The organism is Micromonospora sp. NBC_00330, assembly GCF_036136635.1.
Classification (GTDB): domain Bacteria; phylum Actinomycetota; class Actinomycetes; order Mycobacteriales; family Micromonosporaceae; genus Micromonospora; species Micromonospora salmantinae.
This window is the reverse complement of record NZ_CP108012.1, coordinates 5,296,031-5,308,734: the sequence shown is the minus strand read 5'-3', so window position 1 is coordinate 5,308,734 and position 12,704 is coordinate 5,296,031. Positions and strand designations below refer to the sequence as shown.

Genomic DNA, 12,704 nt, shown 5'->3' with positions numbered 1-12,704 from the left:
TCACCACTCGGCGAAGGACCCGTCGGCGTGCTGCCAGACCGGGTTGCGCCAGGTGTGTGGGGTCTGGGCGGCCTTGCGGACCGCCGTCTCGTCGACGGTGATGCCCAGACCGGGCCGGTCGAGGCGGGCGATGTGCCCGTCCACGAACCGGAACGGCTCCGGGTCGACCAGGTAGTCCAGCAACTCGGAGCCGGCGTTGTAGTGGATGCCGATGCTCTGCTCCTGGATCAGGAAGTTCGGCGTCGCGAAGGCCACCTGGAGGCTGGCCGCCAGGGAGATCGGGCCGAGCGGGCAGTGCGGGGCGAGCAGCGCGCCGTACGTCTCGGCCAGCGCGGCGATCCGGCGGACCTCGGAGATCCCACCGGCGTGCGACAGGTCCGGTTGGACCACGGCGACCCCGGCCTGCAACGGGCCGAGAAACTCGGACCGACCGTAGAGCCGCTCGCCGGTGGCCACCGGGATCGGCGTGCCGGCGACGATGTCGCGCAGGTGGTGAGCCTGATCGGGGAGAACCGGCTCCTCGACGAAGAACGGGCGCAGGGCGGCCAGCTCGGGCAGGATCCGGCGGACGGCGGCGATTCCGGCGCGACCGTGGAAGTCCACGGCGATGTCCCGGTCGGGGCCGAGCACCTCACGGGCGGCGGCCACCCGGCCGATGACCGCGTCCACTTCGGCCGAGGTGGGGATCGGCGAGAGACGCCCGCAGGCGTTCATCTTGACCCCGGTGAGGCCGGCGGCGACCTGCGCGGCGGCGGCGTCGGCCACCTCGCCGGGTTCGTCCCCGCCGATCCACGAGTAGATCCGTACCCGGTCGCGCACGTGCCCGCCGAGCAGCGCGTGCACCGGCGCGCCGTACGCCTGCCCGGCGATGTCCCAGAGCGCCTGGTCGAGGCCGGCGACCGCGCTGGAGAGGATCGGGCCGCCCCGGTAGAAGCCGCCCTTGGTGAGCACCTGCCAGTGCTGCTCGATGCGCAGGGGGTCCGCACCGAGCAGATGTTCGGAGAGCACCTCGACCGCGCTGCGCACCACCTCGGCGCGGCCCTCGACCACCGGCTCACCCCACCCGACCAGCCCGTCGTCGGTCTCCACCCGGCAGAACAACCACCGTGGCGCGACCAGGAAGGTCTCGATCCGCTCGATCTTCACTGACTGCCCCTTCGTCCCCGTGCCTTCTCGACGTCGCGGACGGCCTTGTCCAGCAACTGACGCATGGCGGTCTCGGCCGCCGTCTCGTCCCGGTCGCGCAGCGCGTCGACCACCGCGCGGTGGCTGGGCACCGGGTCGTCGTGCGGGCTGCCACCGTGGACCAGCCGGTCCCGTTCGGCGAGCCCGGTCTCCATCACCACCTCCATCCGCTCCAGCAGCTCGTTGTGGGTGGCGGTGAGCAGCGCGCGGTGGAAGGCGAGGTCGGCGGCGATGGCGGCGGCGGGATCGCCGTTGGCCTGGGCCATCTCGGCCAGCGCCCGGTCGAGGGCTGTCAGGTCGTCCTCGGTGGCGCGGGTGGCGGCCAGCCGTGCGGCGGCCGGCTCGATGATGGCGCGCACCTCGTGCAGTTGGTCGAGCAACCGTTGGTCGGTGCCCTCGGCGAACTGCCAGCGGATCACGTCACCGTCGAGCAGGTTCCAGTCCGCACGGGGTCGGACGAAGGTGCCCCGCTTCTGTCGGGCGTCGACGATGCCCTTGGCCGAGAGGACCTTCAGCGCCTCGCGGAGCGCGGTGAGGCTGACGTCGAACTCCTCCTGCAACGCGACGATGTTCAGCGTCGCGCCGGCGGCGATCTCGCCGGTGAGGATGCGACGGGCGATCGCTTCGACGGTCTGCCCGTGGACGCCGCGGCGTGCGTACTGTGCCAATGCTCCTGGCCTTTTCGCTGGTCGGTATCGATCTCTCAGGCCGAGGCTTTCACCGCTGTCCAGCCACCGTCCACCACGAGGCTCGCGCCGGTGACGTAGGCGGCGTCCGGCGAGGCGAGGAAGGCGACGGTGGCTGCCACCTCGTCCGGTGTGCCGAAGCGCTTCGCGACGGTCTCCGCGATGCTGCGTTGGCGATCCTCTTCGGACACGTCGGCCCAGGCGGCGGTGAGGATCGGCCCGGGCAGCACTGTGTTGACCCGGACCTGCGGGCCGTACTCGACGGCGAGTTGGCGGCCGAGCGCGACCAGGCCGCCCTTGGCCGCGGCGTACGCGGGCCGGCCGGGCAACCCGACCAGCGCGTGCACCGAGGAGATCAGCACCACCGCGCCGGAGCGTGCTCGCAGGTCGTCAAGGCAGGCGCGGACGCCGAGGAACGAGCCGGTGAGGCTGACGCCGAGCTGGTGGTCCCAGGACTGCCGGCTGGTCTCGTGCGCCGGGGCGACCCGCACGGCGTACGCGGTGCTGACCAGGATGTCGACCGGGCCGAGGTGGTCCCGTACGGCGGACACGGCGGCCGTCCAGTCGCCCTCGTCGCTGACATCGCCCACTACGGACAGTGCACGATCGCCTCGCGCTGTCAGTTCCTCGGCCAGTGGTGCCGGGTCGGCCACGTCGAGCAGCGCGACCGCTGCCCCCTCGGCGGCGAGTCGCCGGGCGATGGCCGTGCCGATCCCACCCATCGCACCGGTGACCAGCGCGTTCTTGCCCTCAAGCCGACGCATAAGCTGATCCACCTGACCCTCGCCTTGGTCTCGTCTAATCATTAATTACGAAGATATCTTGACAGTCGGCGGCGGCCGATGCAACCTTCTCGTCACAGCATTCACATGGACGACACATCGCGTGGTGACGCTGAGTGTCGTAAAGGAAGGGATACCTCCGTGAGCGACTTCGACCCCGGTCGCCGGCGATTCCTTGGCCACCTTGGGCTCGCCGGACTGGGCGCGCTCGGCGCCAGCTCGTTCCTCAGCGCGTGCGCCAGCTCCGCCAGCGGGCCGACCACGAGCAACGGCTCGGGCGCTGTCACCATCCAGTCCAACCTCTCCTCGCCGCAGGCCAAGGCGGCGATGGAGAAGCTGATCGAGACCTTCAACGCGCAGGGCAAGGGCACGGCGAGCCTCAACACGATCGCCTCGGAGACCTTCCGGACCCAGCTGCCGACCTACCTGACCTCGGCCAACCCGCCGGACCTCTACACCTGGTACGCGGGCTCGGTCGCCAACGACTACGCCAGCAAGAACCTGCTGCTGGACGTCTCCGAGGTGTGGAAGTCGCTGGACGACTACCCCCAGTCGCTGCGCACCCTCTCCACCGACGCCAGCGGCAAGCAGATCTTCGTGCCGATGAACAACTACTGGTGGGGTTTCTTCTACCGCAAGTCCAACTTCGCCAAGTGGGGCGTGCAGGAGCCGAAGACCTGGACCGAGTTCCTGGCTCTGTGCGAGACGCTGAAGAGCAAGGGCGTCCCGCCGATCGGCATCGGCCTCGGCGACACCCCGTGGGTGGCCTCGGCCTGGTTCGACTACCTGAACATCCGGATCAACGGCGCGCCGTTCCACCGCGAGCTGCTCGCCGGCAAGCAGCGCTTCGACGACCCGAAGGTCAAGGCGGTCTTCACCCGCTGGCGCGAGGCCCTGCCCTACTTCGACCCCAAGGGCAAGGCGTACCCGTTCCAGGAGGCGACCACAGCGCTGCTGGCCGGCAAGACCGGCATGTTCCTGATCGGCACGTTCTTCGCCGACGCCGCACCCAAGGACGCGCTCGGCGACCTGGACTTCTTCCGGTTCCCGATCATCGATCCGTCGGTGCCGCTGGCCGAGGAGGCGCCGACCGACGGCTTCTTCGCCAGCGCGAAGACCGCCAACCCGACCGGCACCAAGGCCCTGCTCAGCTACCTCTCCGGGGTCGAGGCCCAGGAGGCGTACGTCAAGGCCAGCTCCGGCATCGTGCTGCCGGCCAACCCCAAGGCCAAGGCATCGGACTCGCCGCTGGTGGTCAAGGGCAAGGCGATGCTGGACGAGGCCAAGGAGCTGACCCAGTTCTTCAACCGCGACTCCAGCGACGCGCTCCAGCCGACAGCGGACACCGCGCTGACCAAGTTCATCGACAAGCCGGACCAGATCGACGCGATCCTGCGGGAGTGGCAGGCCGGCGCCGAGAAGGTCTTCAAGGGCTGACGTGACAGCAACGATCTCCACGACTTCGGTCACCCCCACCCGGCGGCGGCGACGGTCGGAGCGACTGTCGCCGCTGCTGGTGGCGTTCGTCCTCGTGCCGTTCGCGGTCGAGAGCGTCTGGGTCTTCTGGCCGGCGATCCAGGGCTTCTGGTTCTCCCTCACCCGCTGGGACGGGATGACACCGCCGACCTTCGTCGGCACCGACAACTACGTCGAGCTGGCCGGTGACGCCACCTTCCGGGGTGCGCTGGTCAACACGGTGATCTGGCTGGTGCTCTTCGGCGGCCTCTCCGTGCTGGGTGGCTTCGGCATGGCGCTCGTCCTGCAGAAGGAACGGCGCTGGGTCGGCTTCTACCGGGCCGCGCTGTTCACACCTGTGGTGTTCTCGCTGGTGGTGACCGCGCTGGTCTGGCGGGTCTTCTACCAGCCCGACGGCATCGCCGACACGCTGCTGCGGGCCGTCGGTCTGGAGAGCCTGATCCGGCCCTGGCTCGCCGACCCGCAGACCGCCCTGTACGCGGTGATCCTGCCCGCGCTGTGGCGACAGATCGGGTACGTGATGGTGCTGTTCCTGGCCGGGTTGAAGGCTATCGATCCGGCCCTGCACGAGGCGGCCCGGATGGACGGCGCCAACGCCTGGCAGCGGCTACGGCACGTCACGATTCCCCAGCTCAAGGGGGTCAACGCAGTGGTGCTGTCGGTCATCGTGATCGACTCGCTGCGCTCGTTCGACATCGTCTGGTCGCTGACCAAGGGCGGGCCGTACCACTCGTCGGAACTGCTCAGCACCTACATGTACTCGACGGCGTTCCAGAGCCTGCGGCTGGGCTACGCCTCGGCGATCGCTGTCGTGATCTTCGTGCTCGCGCTGGCCGTCATCCTCGGCTACCTGGTCCGCGCGTTCCGGGAGGAAGCGTCATGAACAAGCTCCGTACCGGGGCCTTCCACACCGGCATGATCCTGCTCTCGCTGCTCTGGCTGGGCCCGGTGCTCTGGGTGGTGGTGATGTCCACCCGGTCGTTCGACGACATCGCCGCGCACGGTGTGGGCAGCCTGCCCCGGTCGTTCACACTGGACACCTACCGGCAGGCGTGGACCGACGGCGGCGAGCTGCGGGCGCTGATCAACAGCATGCTGGTCACCGTCCCGTCGGTGGCGCTGAGCCTGGGGTTGGCCGCGATGGCCGCGTTCGCGCTGAGTCGCTTCCGGATCCCCGGGCGGCGCACGATCCTGCTGCTGATGCTCGCCGGCAACCTGCTCCCACCGCAGATCCTGCTCATCCCGGTGGCCAAGTTCAGCGAGCTGACCGGTCTGTACGACACGCTCTGGGCGTTGATCGCGGTGCAGGTCGGCTTCGGGCTCGGCTTCTACACGTTCGTCCTGCACGGCTTCATGCGGGACCTGCCGGGCGAGATCCAGGAGGCGGCCACCATCGACGGCGCCGGCACGGCGCAGATCTTCACCAAGGTGATGCTGCCCCTGACCCGACCCGCGCTGGCCGCGCTCGGGGCGCTCTCCTTCACCTGGATCTTCAACGACCTGCTCTGGGCGATCACCGTGCTGCGTACCGATGACAACATGCCGGTCACCCCGGCGTTGCTCGCCCTCCAGGGCCAGTTCGTCTCGTCCTGGAACGTCATCGCCGCCGGTACTGTCATCGCGGCCGTGCCCACCGTCGCGGTGTTCCTCCGCTTCCAGCGGCACTTCGTCTCCGGCCTGGCGCTCGGAGCCGTCAAGTGACCGCCGAGGCCGGGCAGCGCTGGACGCTGCGGGGCACGCACACCGAGTACACGGTGCGGGTGCCCGTGCACTGTCGCTGGCTGGAACTCGTCGCGTGGGGCCCGCACGGCGTCTCCGACGGGCCCTCGCCGGTCGCCTACGACGGCCCGGTCCCGTTCCTCACCGCCGGGGACGCGGCCCCCATCGAGTACGCGACCGACGCCGACCGCCCGTTCACCGGCGCCGACCTGGTGATCGAGACCTCGAACGGGCAGCGCCGGGTGGGCTTCGTGTACACCGACGCGCGGATCGACGCCGACCAGCGGGAGCTGGCCGTCGAGTTCGCCGACCAGGTCACCGGGCTGCGCGCCACTGTGCACTACCGGGTGCCCGTCGGCACCGACGTGGTGCAGCGATGGGTCGAACTGACAAACGACGGCAGCGACGCGCTGCGGGTCGTCCGGGCCGGATCGGGCGGGTTCTGCGTACCGACGCCGCACGGCGCGCTGCTCAGCCACCAGTGGGGCCAGTGGGAGCAGGAGTTCCAGCTCTCCCACGTGGAGCTGGGCCACGGCACGTTCAGCATCGGCAGCTCCCAGGGCGTACCCGGGCATCTGCACGTGCCCTGGCTGGCCGTGCGAGACACCGCCGAGCCGGCCGGTCCGGCGTGGGGGATGGCGCTGGCCTGGACCGGCTCGTGGGAGATCAGCGCCGAGCGGGACACCGGCGGCCTGACCCGGGTCCGGGTCGGCCGTCAGCTGGTCGACGGCCCGCTGGAGTTGGCCGCTGGCGATCGGTTGACACTGCCGGTGGCCACCGGGGCGTACAGCCCGGACGGCTTGGACGGCCTAGCCCGGGTCTGGCACACCCACCAGCGGTTGCTGGCCGCCGACCGGCTCGGCCCCCGCCCGGTGCTCTACAACTCGTGGGAGGCGACCTACTTCGCGGTCGAGGCGCAGAGTCAGCTCGCGCTCGCCCGGGTGGCCGCCGAGTTGGGCGTTGAGACGTTCGTCGTGGACGACGGCTGGTTCGTGGGCCGCGACGACGACACCGCCGGGCTGGGCGACTGGACCCCCGACCCGGCGAAGTTCCCGGCCGGGTTCGACACGTTCATCGCCGACGTCCGCGCGCTCGGGCTGAACTTCGGGCTCTGGGTCGAGCCGGAGTGCGTCAACCCGAAGTCGTCCCTGTACGCCGAGCACCCGGACTGGGTCTACTCCGTCGACGGCCGGCCGCTCACCCCGGTCCGCAACCAGTACCTGCTCGACCTGGGCCGGCCGGAGGTCGCCGAGTTCGTCCACTCCACAGTCGATGGCCTGCTGCGCCGGTACGACATCGACTACCTGAAGTGGGACTTCAACAGGCCGCGTACCGAGCCGGGTCGGTCCGGCGGGGTGGGCCCGCTCGACTTGGACGGCGCGCACGTCGCCAACCTGCACCGGATCTACGAGCGGTTGCGCCGCGACCATCCCGGTGTGCTGATCGAGGCGTGCGCCGGCGGGGGCGCGCGGACCGATCTGGCGATGGCCGCCCTGGCGGACGTCTTCTGGCCCAGCGACAACACCGGCCCGCTGGACCGGCTGGCCATCCAGTACGGCTTCCTGCACGCCAACGCCCCACACCTGCTCAGCTCCTGGGTCACCGACGCGCCCGGCCTGTTCGATCCCCGCCCCCGAACGCTGGCGTTCCGATTCGTCCTGGCGATGGCGGGCGTGCTCGGCATCGGCGCTGACATCCGCTCGTGGACCCCCGCCGAGCGGGCCGAGGCGGCCGGCTGGATCGCCCGTTACAAGGAGATCCGGGACGTCGTCACGCGCGGCGATGTGCACCTGATCGGTGGCCCCGACCAGGCCCGCTGTGCGGTGCAGTACACAGCGCCGGACGAGAACCAGGTGGTGGTGCTGGCCTGGCACACCGGCCGGCTCGACGGCGCCGGGTTGCTTCCGTCCCGCCCGGTCCGGTTGCCACTGCGCGGCCTCGACCCGGCGGCCCGCTACTCGCACGGCGATCGGCACTACTCCGGCAGCCACCTCGCCACCGTCGGCCTGCCCGTGCAGTGGAGCGCGACCCACGACGCCGACCTCATCGTGCTGACCCGCGACTGAGATCGGAGCACCACCACCCCCACCCCCGAGGGACAGGAGTACCTCCATGCGCCTGAACCGACCGCTGACCGCTGCCCTGGCCGTGCTCGGCCTGGGCCTGGCCAGCCCGATGCCGGCGATGGCCGGCCCACCCCATGCCGACCCACCACGGGCCGGCCACGGGCCCGGCCACCCCGGTCACGCTCCGGCGGCCACCGGCGCCGAGGACCAGGGCGCGCCGACCTTCTTCAACAGCGGCCTCGCCCCGACGCCCTACCAGGGCTGGAACACCTACTTCGGTCTCGGTGGCGACCCCACCGAGGCCGAAGTACGGTCGGTCACCGACCACATGGTCACCAGTGGCCTGCGGGACGCCGGCTACACCTACGTGTGGATCGACGGCAACTGGGCCGCGCCCACCCCGCGCAACGAGGCCGGTCAGCTCGTCGCCGACCCGGCCCGCTTCCCCGGTGGGATGGCCGCGCTGGCCGCGTACATCCACAGCAAGGGGATGAAGGCCGGCATCTACACCGACGCCGGCCCGTACCTGCCGGGGCAGTGTGGGCTCGGCAGCAACGGTCACTACCGGGCGGACATCGCCCAGTTCGCCGGCTGGGGCTTCGACGCGCTGAAGGCCGACTGGCTGTGCGGCCGGGCCGCCGGCCTCGACCCGGAGACCACCTTCCGGGAACTGGCCGAGGCGGTACGCCAGTCGCCCCGCCCGATGCTGCTCAACATCTGCAACCCGGTCAGCTCGGACTGGGGCGGCGGCCCGTACACCCCGGAGCAGCTCTCCACCTGGAGCTACACGTACGCGCCCACGGTCGCCGACTCCTGGCGGACCTACACGGACGTGGGGCTCACCGACCCGTCCCCCCAGTGGGCGTACCCGTGGATGCTGCGCAACATGGACGTCAACGCGTACCACCCGGCGGCCACCGGGCCGGGGCACTACAACGACCCGGACTACCTGCTGCCGATGCGTCCGCTGCCCGACGGCGGGTACGAGTTGAGCCTGGACGAGTCCAAGACGCAGCTCGGCATGTGGGCCATCATGGCCGCGCCGCTGGTGATCGGCTCCGACCCGCGTGGCCTGCCGAAGGAGATGATCTCGGCGCTGACCAACCCGGAGATCATCGCGGTGGACCAGGACCCGCTGGTCCGGCAGGGCGTCAAGGTCGCCGACACCGGCACCGACGCGCAGGTGTGGAGCAAGGTGCTCGCCGGCTCCGGAAAGCGCGCGGTCGCGCTGCTCAACCGGCACGACACCGCCCAGCAGATCACAGTGAACTTCGCCGACGTCGCCCTCGGCGGGTCGGTTCGGGTCCGTGACCTGTGGTCCCGCTCCGGAGTGGACGCCCAGCCGGGCAGCCCGGGCGTACAGCCGTTCACCGGCTCGTACACCGTCGAGGTGCCCGCGCACGGGGTGGCAATGCTCGGCCTGACCGGCACCGACCAGGTCGCCGGCGCCGACCTCGGTGGCACCGCCAGCGCCAGCCCGGCGCTGGTCCGGGTGGACGACACCCACGCCACCGCCTTCGTCCGCGACGCTTCCGGTGCGCTGGCCGTCAACACCCGCACCGGTACGACGTGGGGCACGCACTGGACCTCGCTCGGCGGCCCGGTCGGCGGCCGGATCCTCGGCCAGCCGGCGGCGTACGGCTCCGCCGACGGGCGGCTCGACGTCTTCGTCCGCGGCACCGACAACGCCGCCTGGCAGCGCAGTTACGTGGCCGGCAGTTGGGGGCCGTGGCGCAGCCTCGGTGGCACGTTGACCGACGCGCCCACTGTGGCGTGGACCAACCCGACGCAGTGGACCCTCGTCGCGCGTGGTGCCGACGGCAAGCTCTGGTCGCGTACGCCGAACGCCGGCTGGACCGGCGTCGGGGCTCCCGAGAACCGGCCGTTCTACGGTCGGCCGAGCGCTGTCGTCGACGATGCCGGCGTGCTGCACGTGGCGGTCCGCAGCCGCACCGACGAGGTGTGGTGGAGCAGCCGGACCGGCGCCACCTGGTCGGCCTGGACCAGCCTGGGCGGCACCACCAGCGGCAGCCCGACCCTGCTCGCCACCTCCGGCCGGGTCTACCTGTTCGCGCTGGCCGCCGACAACCGGCTCTGGCAGCGCAACCTGGCCGACGGCGCCTGGGGCGGCTGGTTCCGACGCGGTGAGTTCGCCACCGACGCGTTCCGGGGTGCTCCCGGGGCCGCCGCCGGCGCGAACGGCAGCGCCTGGCTGGCGGTACGCGGCGTCGACGATCGGGTGCACCAGGTCACCCTCTGATCCACTGTGGCGGGCCGTCGACCTGACGGCCCGCCAGCGTGGCTCAGGCCGGGACGAGTTCCCGGCATCGGCGTAGGGCGGCCTGCGCCAGCGGCGCGTCCCGGTTCGCGATCCCGGCCTCCAGTTCGGCCACCGCTCCGGCGGCCCGCCCCGGATCACCGGCTGCGGCTGCCGCCTCGGCCAGCACCAGCACGGCCTCGGCGGCCCACGCCAGGATGCCCTTCCCGCGTACCAGCGACAGCGCGTCCGTCGCGTGCCGGACGGCGTCGTCCGGACGCCTGGTCACCGTGAGCCGGGCCAGCGCCGAGAGCGCCTGCACCAGCGGCCAGATCGCACCGACCCGCCGGGCGTCGGCCACCACCTCCCGCAGCGCCCGTTCGGCCGACTCAACCTGGTCGTACCTCCCGCTCGCGGTGCCGGCGGTACGGGCCAGCACCGTCGCCAGTTCGGCCCGCGCGTCCAGCAGGGTGACCGGCATCCGCTCGGCGCTGGCGACCAGCCGGCCGAGCCGCTCGACGAGCCCGTCCAGCCGGCCGGCGGCCCGGTCCAGTGACAGTTCGGTCGCCTCCACCAGGGACGCCAGCCGCTCGTACCCGGTCTCGTCGACCAGCGCCCGACCGGCCGCCAGCAACGCTTCGGCCTGCGCCGGGTGACCGGCGTGCAGCGCCCCCTGCGCCCAGTTCAGGCAGGCCCGCGCGTGTTCGCGGGGCCGGTCCGCCAGTTCGGCGGACGCGCGCAGCTCGGAGATGATCGCCCAGGCCGCGGGGTCGCCCAGCTCCAGCAGCAGCGAGGCTCGGGCGATGCGGACCGCGAGGTGCGCCGCAGCATCCCCGCTGGCCGCGGCGGCGGTCTCCGCCTCCGCGCAGCGGGCCAGGTGGTCGTCGACGTGCCGGCCGACGACGGTGTCGGGGGCCGCGAGCACCGCGAGCGCCGGGGCCTTGCGGCGCGGGGCGCGCAGGTACGGCACGGCACACTCGATCTCGGTGTAACCGCGCAGCGCCTCGCCCTGCTGTCGCAGCATCCGTCCGAGCACCAGACCCAGTTCGCCTCGGGCCCCCGGCGGCAGCCGTCGGTCGGCGAGCAGCCGTTCCAGCACCGGGATCGCCTCGGCCTGGCTGAGCCCGTCGATGGCCGACCGGCCCAACTTGGCGGCGAGCCGGACCCGCACCGGTCGGGGCAGCTCGGCGATGTCCATCGTCTGGAGCAGGAAGCTGGCCGCTGTCGCGTCGTCGCCGCGCTCGGTGGCCAGGTCGGCGGCCGCCTCGGCGTTGCGGACGAAGTCGGCCCCGCTGCCGGCCCGACGGTAGTGGTGCGCCAGTTGGGCCACCGGCCTCGGCAGCTCCTGTTCCAACACCCGCGCCACCCGCAGGTGCAGCCACTCCCGGCTCTCCCGGGGCACCAGGTCGTACACCACCTGTCGAGCCAGGTCGTGGCGGAACCGCAGGCCGTCCCCGGCGTCGTGGAGCAGGCCCGCTCGGTGCGCGGCGGTCAACGCCGCGCCGATCGCCACCCGGTCCATGCCGAGCACCGAGGCGAGGATGCGCTGATCGGGCGTCATCCCCAGTACGGCCGCCGCGCCGAGCACCTCCCGGGTGGCCTCGTCGAGCGGGCGCAGCCGCCAGAGCAGCACGTCACGCAGGACGAACGGGACGCTGTCGTCGGCCAACGGGTCGCCGCCCCGCTCGGCGAGCGTCCGCAGCACCTCCTCGACCACGAACGGGATGCCGGCGGTGCGGTCGAGCAGGGTGGCGGTCAGCTGCTGCGGCGGATCGTCGAGGCGCAGGGTGCGGGCCGCCAACCGGCGTACGTCGTCGGCGTCCAGCGGGCTGAGCGCAACGCGCGTGACGCTCCACGGGGGAGTCCGCGCCAGGGCGTCGTGGATCGGCGTACTGCTTCCCGGCGCCGTCGTACGCGCGGTGAGCACCACGGCCAGCCCCTCCACCGGGTGGGTGCTCAGGTAGGCGAGGAGTTCGCAGGTCGCCGGGTCCGCCCAGTGCAGATCCTCCAGCAACAGCGTGGCCGGGCTCAGCGCGGCGAGCACCGCCGCGACGGCGCGGAGCAGGCGATGTCGCTCGGCCGCCGGGTCGGTCAACGGGGGCGGTGCGTCCGGCAGCACGTCGGTCAGTTCGGGCAGCAGTGGCGCGAGGGCGCCGGCCACCGGGTTGAGCGGACCGAGTCGGTCGGCGCCGCCCCGGATCGCGTCCAGCAGCACGCCGAGTGGGAAGGGCTCGGGCACGTCGTCGCACTCGCCGACGAGGTGCCGCCCGGGGAGTTCGGCGAGCAGTTCGGCGACGAGTCGACTCTTGCCGATCCCGGGCTCACCCTCCAGCAGGATCAGGCAGGGCGGGGATGCGACGAGCCGGCGTAACTGGGCCAGCTCCGCCGCCCGGCCGACGAACTCGACGGGCCCACGCAGACGTTCGGGGCGGACGGGAGTCGGGCTCCCGCCACCCCGTGTCGTGTCCTCGCCGCCGTTGATCACCGTGGGCCGAGCAGATCACCTCTGCCCGGCACGACGGTGGGCCGGCGG

At 72.0% G+C, this 12,704-nt stretch carries 9 protein-coding genes; 5 read left to right on the top strand and 4 right to left on the bottom strand.

Annotated elements, in window-relative coordinates; translation table 11 throughout:
- From dgoD to OG598_RS23995, 3 genes are read right to left on the bottom strand one after another with little or no spacing between them, the layout of a single operon-like run.
- The gene (gene dgoD, locus OG598_RS24005; RefSeq protein WP_328651178.1) at positions 1–1,146 is read right to left on the bottom strand and encodes a galactonate dehydratase; all 1,146 of its coding nucleotides are present in this window, start codon (positions 1,144–1,146) and stop codon (positions 1–3) included.
- Positions 1,143–1,853 (bottom strand): FadR/GntR family transcriptional regulator, encoded by a 711-nt coding sequence (locus OG598_RS24000; RefSeq protein ID WP_112620721.1) that lies wholly within the window; start codon positions 1,851–1,853, stop codon positions 1,143–1,145. The genes dgoD and OG598_RS24000 overlap by 4 nt, the downstream gene beginning before the upstream one ends.
- A gap of 35 nt (positions 1,854–1,888) precedes the next feature.
- The gene (locus OG598_RS23995) at positions 1,889–2,635 is read right to left on the bottom strand and encodes an SDR family NAD(P)-dependent oxidoreductase (RefSeq protein ID WP_328651177.1); all 747 of its coding nucleotides are present in this window, start codon (positions 2,633–2,635) and stop codon (positions 1,889–1,891) included.
- A 159-nt stretch (positions 2,636–2,794) separates the two neighbouring features.
- Here OG598_RS23995 and OG598_RS23990 point away from each other — a divergent pair, with 159 nt between their 5' ends.
- Genes OG598_RS23990 through OG598_RS23970 form a run of 5 tightly spaced genes read left to right on the top strand, consistent with a single transcriptional unit; the run spans position 2,795 to position 10,174 of the window.
- Positions 2,795–4,090, top strand: coding sequence for an ABC transporter substrate-binding protein (locus tag OG598_RS23990; RefSeq protein WP_328651176.1), 1,296 nt, complete (start codon positions 2,795–2,797; stop codon positions 4,088–4,090).
- A gap of 1 nt (position 4,091) precedes the next feature.
- Complete coding sequence (locus tag OG598_RS23985; RefSeq protein WP_328651175.1) at positions 4,092–5,012, top strand: carbohydrate ABC transporter permease; 921 nt, start codon at positions 4,092–4,094, stop codon at positions 5,010–5,012.
- Positions 5,009–5,830, top strand: a complete 822-nt coding sequence (locus OG598_RS23980; RefSeq protein WP_196920834.1) for a carbohydrate ABC transporter permease — start codon at positions 5,009–5,011, stop codon at positions 5,828–5,830. Before OG598_RS23985 ends, OG598_RS23980 begins: the two co-directional genes overlap by 4 nt.
- Entirely contained in the window at positions 5,827–7,914 is a 2,088-nt protein-coding gene (locus tag OG598_RS23975) for an alpha-galactosidase (protein WP_328651174.1), read from the top strand. Before OG598_RS23980 ends, OG598_RS23975 begins: the two co-directional genes overlap by 4 nt.
- A gap of 46 nt (positions 7,915–7,960) precedes the next feature.
- Positions 7,961–10,174 carry a glycoside hydrolase family 27 protein gene (locus tag OG598_RS23970; RefSeq protein WP_328651173.1) on the top strand — a complete coding sequence of 738 codons (2,214 nt, stop codon included), beginning with the start codon at positions 7,961–7,963 and terminating at the stop codon, positions 10,172–10,174.
- A gap of 43 nt (positions 10,175–10,217) precedes the next feature.
- Here the strand turns inward: OG598_RS23970 and OG598_RS23965 are convergent, their stop codons facing one another.
- Positions 10,218–12,656, bottom strand: coding sequence for an ATP-binding protein (locus tag OG598_RS23965; protein WP_328651172.1), 2,439 nt, complete (start codon positions 12,654–12,656; stop codon positions 10,218–10,220).
- Positions 12,657–12,704 lie beyond the last annotated feature (48 nt).